Below are 26,961 nucleotides of genomic sequence, written 5' to 3'. Positions count from 1 at the left end.
GGCTGCGGTTTTCGCCCGGTACAGCCTCGTGACCACGGTCTCGGCGGTGCCGCCGGCACGCCACTTGATGAAGTAGTGGTACTCCGCACTCTTTGGCGGCAGGTCGTGCGGCAGCAAGCGCAACTGGTATCCGGTGCAGGCTTGCAGGGGATCGCGTTCACGATCTCCCGCATCGTGTACTGCCCCGCGTGCCCGCTGACCGAGGGGTGCCTCGCCTTAGCCGTCTGCTCGGGCCGGTCCGTGTTGCGGACTGCAATGAAGAATCCCTAGCCCATTCGTCCCGTGCTGTGGAACGAGCCAGCTCGGGCCCGCTCGCAAGGGTCCACCGCGCCAAGCATCGATGCTGGTGGCGCAGTTGGAGGCTGCTGCTCTCCTTGATCGTTCTGCGCCGCCCACCGGATGTGGGGAGTGGTGGACGTGAATCAGTACGGGCGGCTCGCGCAGCAGCACTGGCAGGAGTTCAGGCGTGGGCGCCTTGCGGAGATCGATGACCCCGAGGCGTTCTTCACGGAACTCGGCGCTGATGTCCAGGACGAGGTGCGGGCCCGTTGGACCGCCGAGCGTCTGACCGCGCCTTCCGTGGCGGGGGAGTCCTACCTCGAGCGCGCTGGCCGTCTACAGCAGATGCGCTACGAAGCCGAGCGCGAGGTTCTCCGCGAACTCGTGCTGCTGCCTGCCGACGATGACGTCGACTTGGCCGATGACCCCCACCTCACGAACGCCGAGGTCGCCGCGGAGCGATGGCGCGAGCCCCATCTTCACGAACTGCTGGCCGGCCGCAGTCGGCCGGGAGACTTCAGTGCTGTGGAACGGGCCCGGCTTCGCGCCGGTGCCTCGGCCCGGCTGCTGGAGCTGACGGGTCTCTCGGATGAGGCCCTGGGCAGCGAGGGGCGGCTGTGATGGCGGCCGACGAGGGGGCGTTCCGCCCCGAGGATCAGAACGATCTCGCTCCGGCGACGCCGATGGCCCGCCTGGAGGCGAATCTTTCGGCACTGCGGGTGCTGCGCCAGATCCGGCGCGAGGAGCGCGAGGCCACCAGCGACGAGAAGCGTGTGCTGGCCCGATGGTCGTCGTGGGGGTCTTTGCCGAACGTGTTCGATCCGTCCAGGCAGGGTACGACGGCTCGGCGTGAGCAGTACGAGGCGGCGCAGGCGGAGCTGCGGGAGCTGCTCACCGAGAGGGAGTTCGCGGCCGCGCGGCGTACCACGCTGAACGCGCACTACACGGACGCGTCGTACGTGCGGATCATATGGCGGGCGCTGCAGGCCCTGGGTTTCAAGGGCGGCCGGGTGCTGGAGCCGGGATCCGGTGTCGGCACGTTCATCGGCATGGCGCCCGAGGGCACGGAGATGACCGGCGTCGAGCTGGATTCGGTGACCGCGGCGATCAGCCAGGCCCTCTATCCGCAGGCCCGGGTCCTCAACGAGGGCTTCCAGGACTCCCGGATCAAGACCGGGGAGTACGACGCCGCGATCGGGAACGTTCCGTTCCACTCGGCTCGGTTGACGGACCCGCGGCACAACCCCGGCAACTTCCCCATGCATGACCACTTCATCATCAAGGCATTGGAGGGCGTGCGGGTCGGGGGAGTGGCCGCGTTCATCACGTCCACCGGCACGATGGACAAGACGTCCAAGGCCGCCCGGGGTGAGATGGCCGAGCTGGCCGACCTGGTGTGCGCGATCCGGCTGCCCAACGGCGCGCACGCCGCAGCCGCCGGCACCGACGTGGCCACCGACCTGCTCGTGTTCCGTCGCAAGGCCCCCTCTCACAAGCGCCAGGGTGCCGTCTTCGCCAAGACCGAGAAGCTGACCACCGAAGACAACAAGTCCATGGATGTCAACGAGTACTTCCAGGGGCGTCCCCTGAACGTGCTCGGCACCCTGGTTCCCGGCCGGAAGCGTGGCGGGAAGTTCCGGCCGGAGGTGCGGGCCAAGCGCGGTGATACCGCGGTTCGGTTGCAGGACGCGCTGGATCGGGAGATCGCGGCTGCGGTCGAGGACGGCATGGTGATGACCGCGAACCCCGAGCGGCGCCAGGAGGAGCTGCTCGGCCCCGATGCGCGCATGGCGTTCGGTGAGGACGCCGAGCGGTTCGAAGGGCGGATCATTCCGCTTGCGGATGGCAGCTTCTGGGCGGCGCGGCTGGAGGACAGCGGGCCTCACCCCTGTCCCAAGACGCAGCGTAAGGAACTGCGCGCGCTGCTGGACATTCGGGATGCGGTGTCCGAGCTGCTGGACGCCGAGATGAGTCCCCAAGTTGCCGACCGTTACCTGACGTTCCTGCGTGGCGCGCTGAACATGCACTACGACGCGTACGTCGAGAAGTACGGGCCCATCACCCGGTTCACCCGTCAGGAACGGACGCGGAAACTTGCCTGGGACGACGTGCCCGAGGAGCTGTCCGAGCAGCTCATGGACGCCGCCTTGGACGTCGAGGGCCGGCTCGGGTCCAAGCAGCAGGCCGCGATCGAGAACCTGGGCGACGGTGTCCTCAACGACGACGACCTGAAGGTCCTCCTCGACTGGGCTCCCACCAAGGCCCCGGAATCACTGCGTGAGCCGCTCGCTGAGCTGCGTGCTCTGCACGCGGAGCTGAAGGAGGCCGGCAAGCTCATCACTTGGGCCCGGGTGCCTCCGCCGCAGGGTGGTTTCGCGGACGACCCGCACGCGCCGCTCGTCTACGCTCTGGAGGAGTTCGACGAGGAGACGAACACTGCGACCAAGGCGGAAATTTTCACCCAGCGCGTCACGGCGCCCCGCCAGGTGCCCGACCGGGCGGGCACCCCCGAGGAAGCCGCCGCGATCAGCCTGGACATGTACGGCGAGATCCGCCTCGACGTCGTGGCCAGTCTTCTCGACCTCGCCGACGAACAGGCCGCGCGGACTGCTTTGGGTACGGTCGTGTTCACCGAGCCCCACACCGGACGCCTCGTTCCGGCGGCCGAGTACCTGTCGGGCAATGTCCGCATCAAGCTCGCCCAGGCCCGCGACGCAGCCGACATCGACGAGACGTTCGCTGTCAACGTCCAGGCCCTCGCCGAGGTCCAGCCCAAGGACGTCCCCCCGGAGGAGATTCGGGTCAAGCTGGGCGCCCCGTGGGTCGCCGCCCCGTATGTGCAGGAGTTCCTGCGGGAGCTGCTGCGGGATGAGTCGATCAAGGTCGAGCGGGCCGCGGGCTCGACGTGGACGGTCAACTGCAGCACCGAGCGCAACGTGATGACCACCGCGGTGTGGGGCACCGAGGAGATGCCCGCCGTCCAGATCATCCGGGCCCTGCTCAACCAGAAACCCATCCGCATCACCCCCAGCTTTCCCGAAGAGGCCACGGCCGCGGAGAAGGCCCGGCTGCGGGCCGAGGCGATGACCGCGACGACCATCGCCAACAAGTACGCGGACAGGATCAACGACGAGTTCCGCAAGTGGTTGTGGCGCGACGAGGAGCGGGCCGAGACCCTCGCCGAGCTCTACAACACGCGCTTCAACTCGATCGTCCTGCGCAACTACGACGACACCCCGGCGATGTCGTTCCCGGGGCTGTCCAACGAGTTCTCCCCCCGCCCGCACCAGCAGGCCGCGGTCTCCCGCATCCTCAACGAACCCTCCGCGTTGCTCGCCCATGAGGTTGGCGCCGGCAAGACGCTCGAGATGTCCATGGGCGCCATGGAGCTGCGGCGCCTGGGGCTGGCGAAGAAGCCGGCGATCGTGGTGCCCAACCACATGGCCGAGCAGTGGACGCGTGAGTTCCTGCAGGCCTACCCCGGCGCCAAGATCCTCACCGCCTCCACCAAGGATCTGTCCACCCGGCGCAAGCGCAAGCGGTTCGCGGCCAAGGCTGCCACCGGCGACTGGGACGCGATCATCATGACGTACGGCGTCATGAAGGCCATCCCTCTGTCTTCGGCCGAGCACGAGAACTACATCGCCCAGCAGCTCGCCGACTTCGAGCGCGACCTGGAGCGGCGCCGCGCCAAGCTCGTCGCCGAGGGCACGGACCCCGAGGACGACCACACCGTCAAGGAGGTCGAGGGCAAGAAGCTCGTGCGCGAGCAGGCCCTGAGGGAGCGGATGCGGTCGATCCGCGACGGCGGCCTGTCGTGGGAACAGCTGGGCATCGACTACCTCTTCGTGGACGAGATCCACAACTTTAAGAACCTGTACAACCCGTCGAACAACGCCGGGCTGTCCATATCCGGGTCGATCCGCGCGACCGACCTGCACATGAAGCTCGAATACATGCGGCGCACCTATGGGTCCCGCGTGGTCACCGGCGCCTCCGCGACCCCCGTGGTCAACTCGATCGCCGAGGCGTACGTGTGGATGAAGCTCCTGCGCCCCGACATCCTCGAAGCGCTTGGCCTTGAGTCCTTTGACGACTGGGTCGCCAACCACGCCGAGATCGAGACCTCCATCGAGATCGCGCCCGAGGGCGGCCTGCAGTCCAAGTCCCGCTTCGCCCGCTTCACCAACATGCCGGAGCTGCTCACGGCGTGGTGGGTGCCCACCGACGTCAAGACCGCCGAGGACCTGGGCCTGCCCGTGCCCAAGGTGCACAAGGGCGGCCCGCAGATGGTCGAGTGCCCACCCACCAGCGTGAACGAGGAGATCGCGCGCGAGGCCAAGTCACGTGCCGCAGCGATCCGTTCGCGTGCCGTGTCACCGGACGAGGACAACATGCTCAAGCTGGCGTCCTGGATGCGGCAGGCCGCCCTCGACCCCCGCCTGATCGGCCAGGCCCTCGAGCCGGACGAGCCCACGAAGATCTCGATCGCCGCCGAGAAGATCGCGGCCCTGTACAAGCAGCACAGGGACGACGACTACGGCGACGAGCTGCCCGGCAGCCTCCAGCTCGTCTTCGCCGACCTCGGCACCCCGTCCAAGCAAGCCCTCAAGCAGGGCAAGTGGACCGTCTACGACGGCCTGCTCATGGAGCTCGCCGCCTGCGGCGTGCCCACCGAGGGCATCCGTTTCATGCAGGAGGCCCAGACCGACCGGGAGAAGGCTGCCCTCTTCCGTGACTGCCGCAACGGCAAAGTGTCCGTTTTAGTCGGTTCCACGGAGACCATGGGAACCGGGACCAACGTGCAGCGGCGTGCCATTGCCGTGCACCACCTGGACTGCCCCTGGCGCCCGGTCGACCTGCACCAGCGCACCGGCCGCGTCGTGCGGCAGAAGAACCTCAACTACGACTTGGGCCGCGAGGTCCACGTCTACAACTACGTCACCCAGAACAGCTTCGACGCCTATGTGTGGCAGCTCGTGCTGGGCAAGGCGCGCTTCATCACCCAGCTGATGAGCGGCAAGCTCACCGACCGCACCATCGAGGACATCGCGATGGAGGACTTCGAGCACATGCTCGAAGCCGTCAGCATCGGCGCCGGCGACCCTCGGCTTCTGGAGGTCGGCCGACTGCAGAGGGAAATCGACGACCTGGAGGCTGAGAAGCACGCGCACAACGCCGCCCAAGCCGGCCTGCAGTACACCATCGAAAGCCAGACCCGCCTCGCCGAGCAGCTGCAGACCGACATCAACCTCCTCAACGGCTACATCGGCACCGTCACCACCCCCGGCACACGCCAGTCCACCCGCGGCGACGACTTCGCCATGAGCGTCGCAGGGCGCACCCACACCAAGCGCAGGCAAGCCGCCGGCGCCCTCGCCTTCCGCCTCGTCGACGTCATCGACGAACTGCGCGGCCAGCCCGCGGGTCACCCGCCCATTGAGGTCGGCCACCTGGGCGGCGTGCCCGTCTACGCTCGTATGGGCCTGTTCGACCTCTACCTCAACTTCGGCACCAGCATCGGCGTCGGCGAGGATGTCAAGGTCGAGCCGGCCCGGATCCGCAACGACCCCGGCTCGGCGGCCGGCACCATCCAGTCCCTGGAGTACTGGCTCGCCCACCTGGAAGACGATCTCGCCCAGGCCCGCACGGACCGCATCACCGCGCTGGGCGAGGTGGAGAACGCCCGGGCGCACATCGGCACCGTCTACCACGACGGCGACAACCTGGCCGAGGCCAAGGCGAAAGTCGCGTCCCTGATGGCCGAGCTGGAGTCCGAGGCGGAGATCAAGAGCAGCGGACCGGGCGAGGCCGTTCCCAGTTATGCCTCCGGCGGAGCCGAACCCGGCGACGTCGTGATGGCCGGCGGGAGAGGAGGCGGGGGCGGCGGCTCGCGCCGCTCGCGTTCCCGCAGCCGCTCCGGCGGCGCGGACGGCACCGAGCCCACCGGTGAGCAGGACGAGAGCCAGGAGCGGGCGGAGTACTACACCGACCGCCTCAGCACCCTGATCGCCGAGCGGCTGCTCGCCGAAGCCCTGCGCGCCGTCGTCGAGGGACACCCGCAGGCGGCCGCAAGCCCCGGGGGACGCAAGTTGGCCAAGGCCGTCGACCGCTTCCACGACGAGAGCCTCGAACTGCGCCGACGCCGCCTTGACGGTCAGTCCATCGCTCCCAACGCGGCAATCGTGCCCCCCGAATGGTGGCGCACCGCCATCGCGGAAGCGATCAAGGCGTTCGGCAGCAACCCCGCCGCCACCGACCTCAAGCGCCTGGCACGGCTGGCCGCGCTGCACGAGGAGCGGTGGGCCGCCACCCTGGCCACTCCCACCGCCCTCGCCCAGTGGGAGCAGTCCGTCGAACCCACCGCGGACCCGGGCGCCGGCGACAGCGGCCGCGAATACGTGCGCCTGGACGACCTCGGCCTGAGCGGCAAGTACATGGTGGGCGCCGAGCCCGTCACCGCGCACACGCTGCTGCGCGAGCTGATGGAGGACACGCCCGTCCTGCTCAGCATCGTCAGCGCAGGCCGTCACCTCACCGCCCGACGCCGCGACCACACCAGCCTCGACGCCGTCTCGAACGACGCCCGATTCCTCGGTGTCGCCCGCCGCACTCCCACGACAGAGCAGACCCCCCCTGCCGAGGCACCACCCGCTCCCGAGCACACCCCGGAACCAGCCGCACCGCGCGCACAGCCCATGCCCGCGCCCGCCGCTCCCTCCCAGCCTGCCCCCGCCGCGGAGACGGCTTCCGCCAAAGCCGAGGAGACGGGGGCGCCGCAGGCGGCGCCCGTGTTCACCACCCACAAGCAGTGGCAGGACGCCTTCGTCCAGGTCGATGCCGCCGAACTCGCACTGAGCGCCGCTGCCACCGACACATGGCCAAGGGACGCCGTCCCCCAGGCGTTCACACAACTGCGTCAGCACCTGTTCGCGGCGGTCGCCGCCATGGAAGACGGCGACTTCCACGACGCCGAAAGCTCGCTGCCCCAGAGCCTGCAGCAAGCCGAACGGCTGCTGCGCACCCTGCGCGGCAGCGACCGCGCCACCATGGGGCCGCCCCTGGCAACCTTCGCGAACCTGACGCGAACCTTCCTGGCCAGCCACCGGGCCACCCTTGCCCAGCGCGCAGGCGAGAACGACCTGGCCCGCACCATCGAAGCTGCAGCGCAGGCCCAGTTCGCAGAGTTCATGGCCACCTTGAGCGAGAACAACAAGGCCCTCACCCAGGCCATCCGCGAGGGCGACGAAGAAGCCGTCCGCACTCTCGCCGCAGCCGACCCCACCGCCAACGCCACCCCGACGCCGCAGCCCCCCGCGGCCGACAACGAACCACTCGTCGCAACCTCTGGGCCCGGCGAACCCGCCACCACGACCGGCTACCCGGTGACCGGGGACCGCTGGTACCTGGGCGAAGACCGGCCCACGCCGTACGCCACGACCAACGAGCACGACAGCGCCTCGAGTCATCGCGACGCACTGCACGCGCTGCACGCCCAGTGGCAGGAGGACTTCGGGCAGGGCCTGCCCGACGAGCCGACAGAAGAACTTCGCGCCGTGCTCGCGGAGTTCGGCGACTCCTGGGAGCAGGCCCGACAGGTCGCCGCTGAGGACTGGGCGCTCCAGCTGCAGGCCTTCACCCGAAGCCGGCTGGCTACCGAGGCTCTAGCCGCGCACCCGGACTTCGCGCCCGCCGACCGCCGCAGCACAGGTCGTCTGCGGCACCTGGCTCGCACCGCGGCCCTCCACGTCGACCGACTTGCCCACACCCTGCCGGCCGAGCCCGATACGGCCTGGCTGGTCGACACTGCCCGGCTCTGGAATGAGCCCTACACGAGTGCCGAGGAGGTCAAGCAGGCACTCGACGACCTGGAGCAGGTAGCCGCCCAGAGCTCCGGGCCCGACGGGCGGCAGCGCACCGAGCAGCGGATCGCTCTTCTCGTCGCCCGGGTGGCGGCCGCGGGTACACCCCAGGGCGCGGTCGCCCACCTGGTGGCCATGCACGGCCTGGCCCGAGCCACCGGTCTGGACGTCAGCAGGGCGGCAGGCAGGCTTCCCACCCATCTCGGGCGTCTCGCGCAGACCGTGCTGAAGAATCCGGACCGGGCCGACGCCCTCCTTCCCGAAGCCTCGCGTCCCTTCGAGGTTGCCTACCGCGACCTCGCCCCGGCCGCTCCGTATGCGCGCACCGACGGCCGCCTCGACCACGTGGGGCTGGAGCGCTCGCACGGCGCGATCGTCAGCTCCGCCGGCCGGGCCCACGCGCAGAGCCGACCGAGGAAGTCGGCCACCGAACGCCGCTTGTCGCGGCTCCTGGAAGAGATCGACCGACGCCCCCTGCAGTCACCCGAAGGCCGGATCGACCCGGCATGGCCGCATTTGCTCGATGCGGCAGCCCGGCTGGCCCGCCAGGTGGGCCGCGAACACGAAGACGAGGGCTATCGCGCCCACATGGAGCGTGACTTCACCGACTTCGCCAGCGCGGCCGCCCTCCACGCCCGGTCCCTGCACGCCACCCTCATCACCTCGGACGGGCACCTCGACGCCGAACTGGAAACCCTCACCCGCCAGGCGCTCGCCGACCCCGAACTGCTCGCCTCCCTGGGCGTCCCCGCGCACCCGCTCACCAGCAACGCACCCGTGCCGTACGCGCCGGCGCTCCTGAACTGGCTCAGCCAGCGCGCGGAGCAGATAAGCCCGCTGCTGCGCCACACCCTGCACGCCGAATCCACCCCGCGCGGCTTCACCGGCGCCTTCGCACGCCTGGCCCGCACCCTCAGCGAGCACGCCACCGAAACCCAGCCCGCCCGCACAAGCGGCCGCCTGCCGATCCCACCCCAGTGGCACGAGCACGCCGACCAGGTGGAACGGCTCCTGGACGCCGCCGCCACCGACCCGCACATCTTCGGGCTGGTGGTCAGCAACGAACCCCTCAACGACCTCGTCGTCAACCTCGTCCGCGAATGGATCGAGGAGCAGGTCTACCGGCAGCTCGGCGACCCTGCGTCAGAGCAGGACGCCGCCTTGATCGACGCGTTCTACGGTGACGAAGCCGCGATCAACCTGCTCGCCACCCACATCACGGCACAGACCGCGCAGACCGCACGGCTCGCCCTCCTGCCAGAGCCCAGCACTCTGTACGCCGTCCAGCGCGGCGGCGACGTCTTCGTGTGGCGCGGCGAGGAGCTGGCCGACCGGCTCGCTGACACCCCGGGCCTGCGGATCTCCTGGCAGAGCGAAGGCCCGTGGATCCTGTGGTCACGCGACAGCGGCCGCGACACCACCCTTCAGCCGCTGCCCGCACAGGCCGACGCGACCCGCTTCGCCACCGCCGCCCACGGCCTGGACCCGAACGCCGCTGCGGTGCTCTTGCACGACAACGCCGCCGCCTGGCCCGCCCTGCTCGACCTCGACGCGCCGACCCGCAGCGCACTCGTCGCCCACGCCGCAACCGTGCCCATGGCCACCAGCGAAACCGGTGCGCCGCACACCACTGCGGTCGTAGCGGTCGCTGCGACGGGGGAGTGGGACCTGGAAGTCCTGCACGCCACGCCGTACCCGCCCGGATCCGAGGCCGTGCAGACCGCCGACATCCTCCTCCACGACATCCGCGAGTGGCTCACCGCCCACGAGGCGCTGCTCGAGGAGTTCGCGCGGTGGCCCGCCGAGGACGCCCGCGACGCGGTGGCGGAGGCCGAATTCGGCATTCCCGAGCCCGGCGGCAACAGAGGTCCTGCCGAGCACTGGCTGGCCGTCGCCACGCTCGGCCAGTGGCTGCGAGTGATCCAGCAGCGCCTGTCCGAAAGCGACACCGCCCAATCTCTCAACCAGCCGCTCACCAGCCTGGCCACGGTGCTGCGCTCGCTGGACAACTACGTGTCGCGGGCCGCCGCCCGCGGCATCCCGGCCCCCAGCAGCACCGAGCTCACAGCCGCCGCCGCAGCCGCGCCGGCACCCTTCGCCCGAGCCCAAGACGCCACGGCGGCCCTCGCCAGCATCCAGCAGACCTGGCGCGACTGGGCCGACGAGATGGGCCCCATCGAGCAACTGGCCGACCTGGAGCGGCACACAACCATCCGGCTGCACGCCCTCCTGGACGACCCGAAGCCCGGTGCTACGCCCACCGGCTGGTACGCACTGCTCGCGCAGGCCGGTCACCTCGCGCGGACCGAGTCCCGCACTGTCTCCGACCACACGCTCGGGTGGACCAGCCTGGCCGACGCCATCGAAACGATGCAGAACCAGTGGGCGGCCACCATGCGCTCGACGCCCGACCGTGCCGCCGACGCCGCACGCCAGAGCGGGGTGCTGCACCTGACCCGGCCTCAACTGGACCCGGTCAACCCGCCCACTCGCGCCGAGGCGTTCGCGGCCCGGCACACCTACCTCGTCAACCTCGCCCAGCGGCTGCGGGACACGGAGGGGGGACTGCGTGCCGGGGACCGCCCCGACGAACGCACCTTGCTCCGGCTGATCGACCTCTTCCTCGCCCAGCACGCCGACGTCAGCGAGAGCCTGTCCCCGGCGCTGCCCGCCCTGCTGCACGAGATCAGCGAGCGCACGCTGCAGGTCTGGCACGTCCAGGCCGATGAGGGCCTGCGCGATCACGCCGAGATCCTGATGTCGCTGAGCAGCACCGCGAACCGGCACGCCGCCGTCATGCAGAGCCTCGTCGACGAGGCCGACCCGCAGGTGCGCGAGGAAGCCGACGCACTCGCTGTACAAGCGGCGGCCGACCAGGAGTTGATGGCCGCCATCTTCTACACCGCCTCCACGGCCGCCCGAGTCCCCCAGGCGCCCGCGCTGTGGGCATGGCTCCAGGCACGGGAAGCGGACATGTCGCCCCGCCTGCGGCGCGCCCTGCACAGCGACGCCGGCCCCATGGGTGACTTCATCGGGCTGTTCGGCTCGATGTGGCACTCCCTGCGCGCCGCCGCGCCCGGCGACGCCACGGCCCTGGATCCCCTGCCGTCCGCAGACATCGACCTGCCTGCGTCCTGGCAGAAGTGGACCACGCAGATCGGCGCCCTGACAGATGCGGCCAGCAGCGACATCGACATCCGGCTGCGTCTCGACGGCAGCCTCGGCGACGACCCGGAAGACCTGATCAGCCAGTTCACCGAGCAGCACCTCGCCGCCGGGCAGGACGTGCTGCCCGCCGGGCTGCTTGAGCTGTACTTCGCCGAAGACGACGCGCCCACCACCGCCGCCGACGCCCTGCACACCTACCTGCTCACAGAAGTCACCGCCCGCCTCGCCGCCGCGGCCGTCACCCCAACGCCCGCGCCCGTGGCCCCCGTTGCAGCCGCAGAGCTGGCCGCGTGGCACATGGACGACCCACAGGGCATGGGCGACATGGACGAGCCCTACCCCGACCAGGCCGCCGCCCGCACCGGAGCCCTGCGCCTGGCCGCCGCCCTGGGCGCGTTCACCCGCACCTGGAGCGGACGCCAGTACATCAACGAGAAGGCCCTCAAGGAGACAGCCGACGAGGCCGGGGCAGCGCTGTGGCAGGACGCGACCGCGTCGCAGCCCGGCACCCTGCCCGCCGCCGCCCAGTGGTGCCACCGGCTGGTGGACCTCGCCCACACCTTCCAGTTCCGCCTCGACGATGACGGCATCCACGAGGCCACCATCAGCGAACTCGCCACGGCCGCCTACGACCACGCCTCGCGCATGCACCTCACGACCGAAGCGGTGGCCGACGGCACGTGGCCGGCGGGGGTGGAGGACCGCGAACAACTCAGCACCCGCACGCTCGCCCAGGCCATCGGCGACCACGTGCCCGCCACCCAGCTGATGCGCACCGCCGGCGGCGACCCCTGGGACGAGACGATCACCTACACCGCACCCGACCTGTATGCGCTCGCCCTGCGCACGGGCACCGATGTCCCGGTCTGGGACAACGGTGTGCTGAGCCTCGGCAGCAGTGAGCGGCGCGTCTTCACGCCGGTGGGCGAGCAGCCCACCGACACCATGAACGTCGCCCGTCGACAGCCCTTCAGCCCGACGCTGGAGGAGCTCGCCCAAGCTGTCGAGACCGCCACGGCCGAGCCGATCACCACGGAGACCGAGCTCAGCACCGCGGTGGCGGCGCTGGGAGAGCTGCACAAGACCGCCACGCGGCACCTGCGCCTCCTGCTGGCCGACACCGACCGCGAGCAGGCCACCGCGTTCGACGAGGCCCTGCCCTCTCTCGGCGGCGCCCACGCCTGGCACGTCCAGGCCGCCCAGGCGAGCACGCTGGGAACGGCCGCCCGACACGCCCGCGAAGCCGTCGAGAACGTGATCGGACGGCACAGCAGGCACCACACTGCAGCGCCCGCCCACCACGCGCTTCGGCTCGTCCAGGCCGCTGCGGACCGGCTCTCACAGAGCCTGGCGCCGCAGCAGATCACCACCGCGGGCGAGACGTATGCCGAACCGGACATGCGCGACAGCCAGGAGCAGATCACAGCGCTGGCCTATCTCCTGCAGCACCTGCCGCACCCGAACCCCGACCCTGCGGAGCAGAGCCGGGACCTGGATGCGGCGCTGCGGCTGTGCGCCGGACACCGTGACGTGGGCGGGGTGGCCGGTGAGATCCACCGGTACCGGCTGCTCGCACGCGAGGCCAAGGCCCTGGCCGAAGCTAGCAGCGGCAGCCGGGCACAGTGGGCCCGCGAGTTGGCGGAGACAGCAGGCCGCCATGCCGACCGGCTCACCCGCCATCTGGCGACGCTGCCCACCGACGAGCTTCACCAGCGCCGCCCTGCGGCGCCGGCCGAGGCGCCGCAGGCCGTGACATCGGTGCCTCCGGGCGCGCAGCCCTACGCCGATGCCGCAGCCGCACTCACCGCGCAGGACGCGCTGCTGGAACTGGTGCACACCGTGGTGGTCGAGATCGACCATCCCGTCCGAATGGGCAACGCGCCCATCGTGCTCGCCGGACTCCTGCAAGCCCGCGCCAGGGGCGAGGCGTACAGCGACCACGCGGCCCTCGCCACCTTCGCCGAACAGGCGCGGGGGACAGCCCGGTTCCGCCACCACAACCAGATCGATGACGGTGCCGGACTCGACGCCGCAGCGCAGGCCGCCTCCGAGCACGGGGGAAGGCTGGCCGCCACCGAACGCGACACCGCCCCGCACCTGCAGCTCGCCCTGCTGGAGCTGCGTGCCCGCCTGGAAGCCGACGAGACGCTGATCGCGCACGCCGAACCCGGCGCCGCCCCTGACCTTGCCGAGCAGGCCATCGGCGTGTGGCTCACAGGGCAGGAGTGGCACGAGGGCCTGCCCGACACGCAGATTCACCTCCTCGAAGAGACCATCGGCCGTGCCGGTGGGACCTTCCTGAGCGCGGGGCCGCTCGGCACCTGGTGGGAGTCCATCAAGACCGCGCGCCCTGCGGCCATCGCAAAGGCGCTGCAGGCCGAGTTCCCCGGCGGCACGGTGCGCCGCTCCATCACCGCGTTCCGAGACAGGCGCAGCCCGCTGCTGGAACAGGTCGAAAAGGTTCTGGCCCTCGACACCATCCGCGAAAGGCTGTCCACCCCCACACACGACGATCTCGGTGCCGCCCCGCTACGCCGCGCGGCACGGATCCTGGCCCGCGACGGCAGGCTGGAAGGCCGCGAGGACGCCTACCGGGCCACGCTCGACCTGGCCCGCGCCGCCCGCTCCTTGCGGGAGCACGCCGTACGCGTCGGGCTGCCCTCCTCCGACTGCGACGCCATCCTCGAACTGTCACAAGCCGCCACATCCCTGGCCGCCGACTGGGTCGCCTCCGCCCAGGACGACCGGGCCCGCAGGCAGCTCTTCCGCAAGGGCGAACAGGTCCCGCTGTGCCCGCCTTCCCCGGCCACCGCACCTTTGGGCCGGGTCACGGAGGCCGAGCGGACCGTGGCCCGCTTCCTCGACGGCAGCGGACTCACACCGGCTGCGTGGGGAGGCGGCGGCTACCAGCTGCGGCCCCGCGTCGACGGCAGCGTCGCCATCACCATGACGATGATGCCTTTCGAGGCGCCCAACGAGCGTGACGCGCGCATCGGCCGCCTGCACGACCAGGGGCCGGTCACCGTCGCCGAGGACAACCCGCGCAGCAGTCACCGGGGCGAGGCCCGACTGGTCACCGTCACCGTTCTCCGCGGCCTTGACGCGGATCGGTGGCACCTCGCCGGCGAGATCCGTGCCGTCCTGGAGGCCCGGCGCTCCCGCCTGGATCGAACCGAGACCTTCCAGGTCTCCCCGGCCACCGAACGGCACTTCCCCGGCGCCAGCACGACCGCTGCCGTCGTCGCCCACGGGCGGAGCACGCTCGACCGCGACATCAGGGCAGCCGGATACACCGCCGAGCGGCACGCAGACGGAACCGTGGTGGTGCGCCGCCCGGAGGGCGCCGTCCCGATTGGCGATCACACCCCCGCCGCCGCTGCCCGGCCCGCCGCCGTACGGCTCGGCGCCATCGCCGCTGCCCTGCGCCCCCTGCACACCCAACTCACCACGCTTCTCGCTCCGCTCCACGCCAGCCACCCGGAGCTTGCCGCCGGGAGGGGACTTGACGGGCTGCTCGACGAACTGGTCTCCGTTGACCGGGACTTCCCCCTGGTCAGCAACCCGCCCGGGATCCTCGACCAGTCACCGCGGCGCCGCGCCTTGCACGCCACCGGTGTCTACCGGCTGCTGGAACAACTGGAGGACGAGCACGGGGCCCGGGCAGAGGCCCTTGAGCGCGCCCTGGTCGATGTGCACGGCGAGGAAAGCGCCGGCTTCGTTCGCGCCCGCGCGGCCCGGCTGCGGCACCTGCTCGACGACTACGCCACGGGCCACTCCACCTGGGCCACATCCGAACTGATCAACCCCAGCCCCAGCTGGGAGGAGCACCGCGCGGCCACCACCGACCACGAGGCCACCACCGCGGAGGCCACGCCCACGCCGGCACCGACGAGCGCCCCGTCGGGGCAGGCGCAGGCCAAGGCCGCTTCCCCCGGCGACCAGACAGACCCCGGCGTCGGCGCGCCCGGGGCGGGGCGTGGCAGGGAAGACGCCCCGCCCGCTCCGGTGCCGCCCGGTGCAGGGGGAGGGGCCGGCCACGACGACCCGCCGCCGCCCGCCCCCGGCGGCCACGACGAACCCGAGGAGCCCGCCGACCAGCCAGCCCGTTCCGCTGCCGCGGCCGAACCAGCCGTTGCACCGTTCACCCGCTTCAAAGAAGTCAGCGGCCCCCGCCGCGCGCTCAACGAAGCCGTGCGGGCGCTGGGACGGACCGCGCACTTCAAGCAATTGGCCCAGACTGTCGGGGCCGAGACCGCACTGCGCGAGGCCTTGGATACCTTCACCCGGGTCTCCCTGCGCCAGCCCGGCGACTTCCACACAGCCGTCGAACAGATCCATGCCGCCGTCACTGCCGTGCAAGACGCCTGGAAGCAGACGGCTGCGCCCGACGACGCCACCACGGCACTGGCAGAGGCAGTGCGGGCCGCTGACTCCTTCGCCAACGCCTGGCAGGCCACCGTCAACTCGCCCGCCTGGGAATCGCTGTTCGACGGTGCGCCCCGCCCAGGACGTCTAGGTACCTTCGCCGATTCGCGCACCGCACCTCCCGGGCGTGCCGCCGCTCCCGCAGCCCAGGTCCCGGCGGCCACCACAGCTGCTGGCGATGAAGGAGCACCGGTGAAGGAGGGCGGTGTCTGGGAGCCGGACTACCCCGTCCCCGCGACTGTCGACGAGCTGTGGAGGACCGCCCGGGCGCGTGGATGGAGCATGATCCGCGAGACCATGCCCGGCAGTTACAGCACCGACCGGTTCAACGTCGTCCTCGAGGCCCACACCACCGTCGGGCATTGGAGGTTCTACCTCGAATGGGGCCTGCGCAAGGGACGCTACGCCGCCGACAAGCAGCGCTCCTGGGCTCTGTGGCCCGACGAGCGCAGCGGACCCCGCGGCGGCGAAGTACACCCCACCGTGGCCGATGTCCTCAACGCCATGCGCCGCTACGAGGCGATCCCAGTCCCCGCCACAGAGGCGTCCCCCACGCCGGCTGAACAAGCCGCCGCGCCTGAGCATGCCGAACAGGCCGCCACCTCGGCCGGCCAGAGCAGCGCCCTCGCACCGGACGCCCCCGATACCACGCCCGCTCCGCTGCGTGACCGTCGATACGACATCCGGGAAGTCGACGGCATGCCGGGCTACTGGTGGCGCGAGGAACCCCCACGGGCCACCGACCGCTACACCACGGAACGCATCACGGTCGGCTTCGGCGACGACCAGATCGGCGAGGCGCACGGGCCCGGTTGGCAGGGCAGGACGACCTGGACGATCCCCGACGGCACCGATCTCGTGCCCGGCGGCGGCACGTCGTCCGCATGCGCGCTGCAGATCGCCGAACGCCACCAGGCCCAGCAGCAGGCCGCATCGGAAGCTGAGGCCTCCGCCGGGATGCCGCAAGCGGAAGCAGCCGAAAGCGCCGCCATGCCGTTCGACGCGCAGGAAGTCGAGGGGATGCACGGCTACTGGTGGCGACTGGAGCCGCCGCGCGAGGGCTCCCGCGACGACGTCGAGCGCATCACCGTGGGCTACGGCACCGACCAGATCGGCCACGGATACGGCCCCAACAGCTGGGACGGCACGGTCAAGTGGAGGATCACGGTCGGCACCGACCACATGCCCGGTGCCCGCACCCCTTCCGCCAGTGCCAAGAAGATCGCCGAACGACACCAGGCCCTGCAACAGGCCGGCCCCGTCACCGGCCTGAGGCCCGCAGAGACAGTGTGGATCCACCACGAGCGGGACCACGGCGAGGAGACCCGTACGTACGTCCACGGTATCGCCGGCAGCGACAAGGACGTCCTGGCAGCCCTGGAAGCCGAAGACTTCATCCCGATGCCCAGTGCCGGGGCCTGGGTCCAGCGCAAGGGCACGCGCCCGGAGACACGGGCCTACAAGACCGGTCTGTTCGTGCGGCGCATGCTCAAACACGGCCGCTCCATCGCCGTCCACTACACCGCCGGCGGCGCCCCCGCCGACACCGCGCTGCCCGAGCTCGACATGGAGCAGCGCAGCCGACTAGACGCCCTCAAAGACGAACAGCGGAACTGGAGCCCGATCGAGTTCCAGGCAGGCGACCAAGTCCTCCTGAAGGGCCCGCACTCCTGGTGGCACACGGTCACCGACGTCCAGCCCGTGCAGCTCGCGGTGGAGCTGGAGACCGTCGCCTACGACAACGTGCTCGCTCGCCGCCGCGGCCAGGACCTGCTGACCGCCGCCGACCCGGTCGGTGAGGTCACCACAGCCCGCCCCGGCACCCTGGGCCTGCGGGGCGCACCCCCCGAGGTCCTTGAAGCCGAACAGGCTCGTCTGGACCTGCCCGTGGCCGATGCCGCGCACACCCGGTTCATCGAGGCGCGCCGGGCCGAGATTGCGACCGAGCGTGAACGGGTGTCGGGCAATCTCGCGCGCACGGAGAAGCGGCGGGCCCGGCTGCAGGCCGTCCTCGCCAACCCCAAGGCACTCAAGGAACACGGCGGGAAACTGCTGGCCAACGAGTGGGGCGAGCCTCTGGGCGCCGTCGTCAAGAAGGAGTACCTGGAGAACCTGCCGCGTCTGCACAGCGCGTACAAGTTCTTCTTCATCGACCTGGACGGCAACCCCCTCTTCCCTCTGCAGCGCAAGGGCGCTGCCCTGGGCGACGCGATCCGACGCGAGGACCGACTCCACCGTGCTGCACCGGTCGGCTGGCGGCGCAGCAGTTGGACCCAGGTGGAACCCGGCACCGTCATCCGCCTGCCCGAGACGGTGGAGAAGGATCTATCGCCCGAGAACTGGTCTCAGCCGATCACGCTGACCAGCACCCACCGCGGCGCCGACGGCTCCCTCACCGTGGAGGGCACCCGCGACGGGCAGACCATCCGGCACGAGTTCAGCCGTGTCCAGGCCCTGCCCGGCCCGCTGCGTGAGGCGATCGGCCAGTGGACCGTGCGTCCCGAGACCGTCGTTGCCCGCGCAGCCCGCCCCGCCCTTCTCGAGGCCCTCAAGCACACCCATACCAACGTGCTGCTGCCCGGCAGCAGCCTCGAACTCGCAGATGCGCTGGACGCCATCCAGCGGTCGGAGAAGGCGATCCGCGACCGGCCTACCCCCATCCCCACCCTGCGCGAGCAGATCAGCGCGGCCCGGGATGCGGCCGCCCGCCTGGCGGCCGACGCCGAGCGGACCGAGTGGCCCGAGGTCGCCAGCCGGGCACAGGCCGCCCTCACCGTGGCCGAGCATTGGGCCGACGCCTTCGAAGACGTTGAGACCGCCGCCCAGCAGTTACAAGAGGTCACCCCCACCCCGGCGCCGGAAGCGCAGCAGTCCGCAGCCGTGCCGTCCACCGGGCCGCAGGCAGCCGAGCAGGCGCCGATCGGCTGGCCCTGGACGCAGAGGCGCCGCGAAGATTTCGACCGCGGACCGGGACCTGCCGCACCTGACCTGGACGCATGGTCGCAAGGCCAGATGAATTTCGACAGCTCCGCGACCGCCCCTACGAGCAGTGCCGTCGAGGCGGCAGAAGAGGGCCAGGCCGCGTCGACGGACGACCGCGTGGACAGGCCGTCACCGGCCGTACCGGAGAACTCCGTCCCCGCGGCCGAGGGTGCCGCGGAGGCTACGCCCGTCAGCGGCCCGATATCGGCCTGGGACGCCTTCCGGGCGATGGATGTCGATGACCTCGACGAGGTCATCGAGGCACTGAGAGACGCTGCCGATCCGCTGTCGTTGGCCTACCGGCTGCGTGCCGAGCGGCGCCGCTGGGCCCTGCTGCGGCAGCAGGCCGAGGACTGGGTGCCGCAACCGCAGTACGACGCCCAGGGCACTCTGGTCGAGCCGTCCCGTGGGCGGATCCTGCGCGAGCGGGCAGATGGCTATCGGCTCAACCCCCACGAGGCCCAAGCGACCGTCACCCGCTTGGACGACCTGCCGCCCGCGAAACCGGGCGGATATGCCGACACGCGGTGGGCTGAGATCGTGGCGACTGCCGCTGCGGCGGAGGCCTACCCGCCAACCCGGGAGCAGGAAATCATCATCGAGGGCGCCGCTCGACGCGGCCTGGACCTGCGGGTGATGGCCCTGGCCGGCGCCGGCAAGTCCACCACCTTGAAGATGTTGTCGCGGCGCATGCCGGGCAAGCGCATCCTCTCCCTCGCCTTCAACCGCTCTGTCGCCGACGAGGCGATCGAGGCGCAGCAGCGCGGCGAGTACGGCGAGAATCTCACTGCGACCACCGCGAACGCCTACGCCAACAGCATGATCGACCAGGCATTGCTGGCCCGGCTGAACTGGCCAAAGCTCAATGAGCAGCAGCTCGCCGACCGCATGCGCTGGCGCTCACGGATCCGGGCCGGAGGCGAGTCGCTGTCGCCGCAGCGGGCCGCGTACTTGGCCAACAAGCTGCTGTCCGAGTGGACCAAGTCCGCCGATGACGACTTCGCCGCCCACCACCTCCCGGACAGCCTCTCCAATCGGGAGGCGATCTTCGCCGCCGTCAGGCCCCTCGCTGTGCAGATGTGGGCCAACCTCACCGATCCGGAGGCGACCGACAAAGAGGGCGATCTTCCGCTGTCGTTCGACCACACCGTCAAGATGTGGGCGCTCTCTGGCCGGGTCCCGGACACGGATGTGTTGTTCTGGGACGAAGCGCAGGACGTCAACCCTGTGATGGAGTCGATCGTCGGGAACGTCCGCGCCGCCGGCGTCCAGGTCGTGGCGGTGGGCGACTCCAACCAGGCTATCTACGGTTTCCGTGGAGCGACCGACGCCCTGGGGCGGCTGCCCGCGGACGTGACTGCCACGCTCACCCAGACCTTCCGGTTCGGGGATGCCATCGCCGACGTCGGAAACCGGTTCCTTCGTCTGGGCGGTACCCGGATGCGTCTGGAGGGCTGGGACCGCAAGTCCTCCCGCATCGGTGAAATCACGCCGGGTGACGAGACGATGCTCATTGCCCGCACCAACGCGGGAGTTGTTCTCGGCGCTGTCGAAGGACTGCGGGCCGGGCGAAAGGTCGCGGTGTCTGGTGGGCTGAACGACCTGCGAAAGTTCCTGGAAGCCGCCGAAGCGCTGCGGGAAGGAGAACGGACCAACCACCAGGAACTTGCCCGTTTCAACGGCATGGCCTGGGACGACATCCTCGAGGCAGCCGAGACCGAACCGGAGCTCAAGCAGCTCGACAGCATGTTCAAGCTGATGCAGCGGCATAGCGAGGAACTCGAGGCGCTGCTGGCTGCCGTGCGCATGCCGCGTCCGATCGTCGAGGATGATGGCGAGCGTTTGTGGGTCAAGCTCGCCTTCGGAGACGGCAACTTCCAGTCCACGAAAGCATGGCTTAAGGACAGGAAGGTGGGCTTCGGATGGGATGAGGAGGGTAAGCGGTGGGGTTACCCGCCGCCGAAGCAGACTCGCGTCGCGACTGAGGCCGAGCGCCACCGGCTGCGCGAGCGTGTCGAGCGATACATCGCCGGCCGCTACACCACCCCCGCCAACGACAACGGGGGGCAGATCGTTGACCAGGCCGCGCCGCATGACCTCCTGGTGTCCACCGCGCACAAGGCCAAGGGCATGGAGTCAGAGCGCGTCCGGATCGCCGGGGACTTCCGCGGCCCCAAGGAGTCCGTCACCGGCGGCATCGACTGGGACACGATCCCCGACGACGAGCAACTGCGCCTGGCCTACGTCGCGGTCACCCGCGCCACCGATGTTCTGGACACCGGGTCGCTCGGCTGGATCTTCGATGTCACGCGCGACGAAGACCCGATGCATCAGCCGGACGGTATCTACCGGCGCGCATGGCAAGTCAGCGACTTCCAGCCCGGGAACGGTGTCTCCGTCTGGACCGAAGACGGCGAGCGCCTCCTCGACGGGGAAGTAGCGGAGCTCGACGGTACCGCGCTGCGGGTGCGAACCGAAGACGGCCGCACATTCACGGTCGTACCCGGTCAGGTCTTCCGCCTCGACGGGCAGGACCGCCCGCGTCTGCCCGTCGCCAGCGACGAGGAACTGGATGAGGCCCTCAACAGCGGCCAATTCGTTCCGCCAACAGCATCGAGCCTGAACGGCACAGCCCCGCAGGACGTGCTGAGTCCCATCGGCGCTCGGAACACCGGCGGTCAGGCACCGGATGCGCAGAACAAGCCGTCCGCTTCTGACGACATACCGCAGGAATCCGTCGTGGACACCCCGGCAGCCGCCGCGACAGCACCTGCTTCTCCCATCGAAGAAGCCCCCCAGCAGACGGTGGTTCCCGAACGGTCCACCTTCGCCGTCATGAAGCCCGCCGAGGCCAAAGACCTGGCCGCGGCCGACGGCACCCTGTGGTGGGGCGGCCGGGCAGCGGGCCGCAAGAAGGCGATGACGCAGCCGGTCCTTGTCCGCCTCCAGTTCGGGCCCCATGGTGTCGTCGACGTCGAGGACGTCGCAACCGGCGCGAACATCGAGCGCATTCGCACCGGTACGCCATTCTTCGCCGCGCCAGCCACCGCCGCGCTCCAGGCTGCGCCACTCACCGACGACCTTCAGACCCTCGCCTCCCAGGCTTCCGAGGACACCACACCGGCCACGCGGCACGGGTCCTCATCGGGCGACGGGCGAGATGCCGCCTCCACTGCCGACTCCAGTGCCACGACGGTGCACCAGCCGGCCGCGAGCACCCCGGTCCCCGCGTATCGAGTCAGAGCGCGGGCCACGGATGCCGGTAGGCGCTGGGCCGTGGTGGACCGCGCCAGCGGGGACGTCGTCTGGATCCGTCAGCAAGGCGAGGAACCCTTCGAAGCGCTCTTCGCGGAGAAGGAGGACGCCGAGCGTCTCCGCAACAGCCTCGCCCTGGCGCCCGAACTGCGCGTCCCCGCTCCCGAGCGGCCAACGCCCGCGCCGACTGCAGTCGCAGCTCTGCCCACCCGTCCCGGCCCTGCCCCGGCCCCGGTCCTGGGCAAGGTCATCGCCAAGGAGACTCGGGGCACCGCCCAACTGGTCAAGATCCAGGCAAGCGATGGCACCGGCGTCACCCGCATTTTCGTGGCCTGGGACCCCGTCGGCGCCCACCAGGTCGAGCTCGGCCAGTCCGTCTTCCTCTCCGGCACCCTTGGTGCCCAGGTCCACTTCAACCGACGGATCGAGACGCCCGTCGAGGGCGGAACCGTGGAAGGCGAAGAGGCCGCCCACGACCGTCGCAACCGCACCCAGCCCGCCCCCCAGGGCTGGATACCCGCCGACCCGAGCGCCCAGCCCGACATCGAGGTGGGCCAGCGGGTCCGCATCCTCGATGCACACCACCCCGCGCACGCCGCCGAGGGGCAGGATGCGCAGTTCTACAGCACGGTCACCGTAGAGCTGGCCGACGGCACCTACTTCATCGGAACCACGCCGGACGCCCGCACACTGGACTTCACCCTCGACCAGGTGATCGCGGTCCCGGCCACCGGCACCGTCCAGTCGCAGGAGCCCCAGCAGACGACGGCCCCGGCGCCCGCCACAGGCGCGGACACCGCGCGCGACGTCCCCTCCACCCTCCTCTCGCAGCTGAGGGACTTCCCCTACCCCAGGCGAGTCGACCGCTGGACCGTTGCCGAACTGGCACCGCGCGAGGACGGCACCCGCGTCGAGGTCCTGCTGCGCAAGAGCGGCGAATGGGCCAAGGCAGTCGAGGTCGGACCGCACAACCTGCGGGACGAACGCGGCCACTACCACGGTCTCGAAGAAGTCCTGGCGTGGCGGGACGCCACCCAGCTCGTCACCCTGCTCGACCGTCCCGAGCGCGCGCCCCGCCCCGGCGCGGCGGCCCCCGTCCTGGTGCAGGAGCCCACTCCCAGGCCGCCGCTCGTCTCCCGCGCGCCGCAGAGCATGAAGCGCGCCGAGCTCGAAGCCAGTGCCGCGGCGCTGGACCAGTGGCTCAACGCGTACGCCGCACACGAAGACACCGGTGCGAGCGTCCGCGCCGTCGGACAACGCGACCTCCTGCGCGCGGAGTTGGCGCGCCGCAGCGAGCAGCAGAGGGATGCAGAACAGCTTGGCGGCCTCGAGGCCTTCCGTCGGGACCTGGCTGCACTCACCGTGGAGTCGGCCGACGCGGGGGGCACCTGGGACGTCACGCGCAACGGTGCCCTGCTGGGCAGGATCGTGGCGAGCGCGGAGGGCTTCCACTTTGCCGCGGACGGCCAGCTGGCCCTGGCCGAGGGAACGGCCTATGCCAGTGCTGACGGTGCCGCGGTCGCGCTCAGCCGCTTCGTGGCCGGTGTCCCCGAGGACCAGCCCCTGGCGGAGCGCGGGACCGGGCCCGTCACAGTCCCGGCCCCGCGCTTCGTCCTCACCAGGGAGGACAAGCTGGCCTACCCAGGCGCCGAGCCGAACATGCTGCTCAAGGCGCACCTGAGCGGGGCCGTCCGGCACAAGGCGGATCCGGATCAAGGCAGCCAGCGAATGATGATCGAGCTGTGCCACAGGCACGGCAAGCCCGAGGCCGGAACGCATCTCAGCTCGGGCGGTCGGCTTGCCATCATCACCGTCGCCCCCGACACCTACGAGGTCCGAGCTCCCGACCGGCTCACCCACGTCCTCGGCCCCTGGGGCAAGCAGCTCAAGACGCGCGAGCGTGCCAACCGCGTCGCGGACGCCCTGGAGAGCATCCGCGACGCACAGGGCCAGCCGTTCCCGTGGGACATGCCCAACCCGACGTTCCGCGCCCTGCAGCTCAAGGCCATGCACTGGCGCGACGAGCACGGCCACGACATCCAGCAGGCGATTCTGTACGCCCTGGTCACCCAAGGCCTCGACGAACGCGACGGCCGCTATGCGAAGGCGTACTTCGAGAGCACCGGCCAACGGCTCAGGGGACCCGCCCGGTCGGCACCTTCACTCACGCCCGCGCCCGAGCACGCCGACCCGTCCATGCCGGCCCCGGACGCCTTCGAGATCACCACCGTCAAGAAGCTCGGCGAAGTGAGGGCGGCCGACGGCACCTTCTGGTGGAAGGGCGAAGTCGACAACCCGCGTCAAAAGGCCCAACTGCGCTCCGCCCTCACACCACTCGACACCCCCGTCCTCGTCCGGATCAAGGAATCCACCTCGGAGAAGGGCGCGAGCATCGGCTGGGGCCAGATTCTCGACGCTGCAACCGGAGAGCACCTGCAGAACATCCGCTCGACCAGCCACGTCTTGGTGGCCTCGCCCCTGGACGCGGAACCGTCCCCCGGAGGGATCGCCCCCGTCCAGCCACGCTTTGCCTCCCTCAACCAGGTCCGCACCCACCTGATGCACGACCGCATCCCCGGCCTGACCCCCCAGCGCCGCAAGGACCTGCGCAAGCTCGCCAAGGACCGGGAACTGGTGGAACTCACCGCCAACGGGCAGTTCACCCTGCGGCACAACCCCACCACCGACACCTACGAAGTGCTCCCGGCCGGCAGCGGCCTGCCCTTCGACGGCTTCCTGCCCCACCTCTACCTCAACCCCGAGGCACGTCGCGACGTCGCCGTCATGCCCCAGCCGCTGGAGAACTTCCCTTCGCGGGAGGAGGCCCGCGACTTCGCGATCCGGCTCACCGAACTGCGTCTCACCCATGACACGCCGATCGACTGGAGCGACCCACAACTGGGATCGGACCTCGAGGGCGCGGATATGGTGCGGCTGAACCACAGGATCCTGGAAGAACGCGCCCACCGCGACCGGGCCCACGGCTACGACAATTCCCCCAGCAACCAGCTGTGGAGCCTCTTCGAGGAGCGCACAAACCGCCCTGACGAGCCCCAAGACGGCCACCGCTGGGCGGACGCGCTCGCGCCGGGTGCGTGGGTCTGGCTGACGATCAACGACGAGTACCGGCCCTGGGAGATCCTCGACCGCGTCCCCACCGAGTTCGGCACCGTCGCCCTCACCCTCGACGACGGGGGCACCTGGCACGTCCCGCGCAACCTCTCCATCGCACAGCCCAGCAAAGAGACCGTGCTCGACACCGACGGCCAGACCATCGGTGTGCGCCTGGATGCCGATTTTGTCCTCAACGACGACATCATCGAATTCGACTTGGACGACCGCGGAAACGCCGTGGCCCCCTCCGGGCCGGGCGGCATCCCCGCCCGCGGCGCCACCCGCATCCGCGGCCGTGCTCTGGTGACCCACCGCCACGCGCACGGCGCCGGCGAACGCACCTTGCTGTTGGACGCCACGATCGTCGACGGCACCACCCTTGAGGCCGCGGGCGCCGAACTCGCTCTGAACGCCTACGAGCTCCCCGAATACGTCTACCGGCTCTCCTCGCGGGCAGTCCTCGCGGACCAGCCCATCCAGCCGCAAGCGACAGCCATGCCGCGCCCGGCCGTGGACGTGAATCCGATGCCGGCATCCCAACCGGAAGAGCCTGATCTCAACGCAGACCCAGAGCTCGAGACGGACCCGGGCCTAGAGCTCGCGGCACAGACGGAGTCCGAGCCCGAGTGGGAAGAGGTCCTGCAGGCGTACCTGCGGCACGGACCTGAGGAACTGGGCTCGGAAGCAGCTGAGGATGAACAAGCCGAGGCTGAGCTGCCAACCGAGCTGGTACCGGAGAGCGACTCGGAACTCGAAGCCGATGACGCCGAGCAGGAGCTCGAACTCGAGAGAGCCGCTGAACTGGAACCGGACCGCGAGCCCGAAGAGGCACAGCAGAATGTGGCGGCGCTCCCCACCAAGCTGTCCGAGGGCGAGGAACTGCGCCGGAGCCTGCTGCGTCTGCTGCGCGATGCCTCGGCGCCATCGACGCCCACCGAGCACACCACCCTCAACGACACCCCGCTGTACGTGCGTGTCACCAACAGTGCCCGACACGGGCGCGTCCTGCAGTTCGGATTCGACCCCACCGCACCCCGTGCGGCCGCGCAGTTCACCGGAGCAGAGCTCGAAGAGGCCAGCGGAGAGCAAGTGCTGCACGCCGTCTTGGCCCACCAGCCCCAACCACCGGTCAACCGCGGGCCCATCGTCCCGGAGCAGCTCCGCGAGAACCTGCTGCGGCTCATCGACAACCCGGCCGCGCCCAGCAGGCCTACCCTGCAGGGCACGATGAGCGCCCTTGACCTGTACGTCGCTGTCACCCCTCACCCAGAGCACGGGCGCGTGCTGCGCTTCGGCTTCGACCCCAACGCCCCGGCCGCCGCGCAGTTCACCCGCTCCGATCTGCAAGGCGCCACCGCCGACAAGGTCGTCATGGCCGTGGAGCGCTACGGATCGGTATTCGTCCAAGAGCTCGTCACCACGGAACTGGCCCGGCGTACCCGCGACCGGCTCAAGGCCGCGGCCGAGGCTCGCCAGGCGACCGCCCCGTCCCAGACATGCGCGCAGCAGGAGCGCCAGCCTCGCCCGGACGAACACGGACGGCAGACTGCACCGGTCGCTGCCCATAGCCGTTAGGCGCCACGGACCGCCTGGGGGGATCCGCCACAAGATTTCCGCGCGACAGATTCCCCCAGGCGGGAGGGCGGCCCGCGCACTGCGCCTGCCCTCGTAGCGATCCCTAGCGTCGAAAGGCACTTGACCTGCCTCAGGGGAAGCAGGCGGCCCGGCCGCCACCCGTGATCGTGAACGAGGTGACACATTGGCCACCGCGCCCGAAGAGTTCCCGCTCCCGCCCCACGACGCCTCCGCCTGGGGCGACGACGCGCCTTCGGCCCTCGACACAGAGGACTCCACGCGAGTCGTCGACCCGCCGCGT

General features: G+C 70.5%; 2 protein-coding genes. Both read left to right on the top strand.

What is annotated here, in order from left to right; all coding sequences use genetic code 11:
• The first annotated feature begins 411 nt into the window (after positions 1-411).
• Positions 412-900: a hypothetical protein gene (locus tag AC07CM_RS41250; RefSeq protein ID WP_478881677.1), complete on the top strand. Its 489-nt coding sequence runs from the start codon at positions 412-414 to the stop codon at positions 898-900.
• Positions 900-26,660, top strand: coding sequence for a UvrD-helicase domain-containing protein (locus AC07CM_RS41245; RefSeq protein WP_478881676.1), 25,761 nt, complete (start codon positions 900-902; stop codon positions 26,658-26,660). The genes AC07CM_RS41250 and AC07CM_RS41245 overlap by 1 nt, the downstream gene beginning before the upstream one ends.
• Positions 26,661-26,961: the final 301 nt, after the last annotated feature.

The organism is Streptomyces sp. NPDC044061 (assembly GCF_056434305.1).
Note: the sequence above shows the minus strand (reverse complement) of the source record. Positions and strands in the feature narration are given on the sequence as shown.

Bases quoted from the DNA above. Each gene is read 5' to 3' on its own strand.
- AC07CM_RS41245 (WP_478881676.1), top strand. From the start codon at position 900: ATGGCGGCCGACGAGGGGGCGTTCCGCCCCGAGGATCAGAACGATCTC.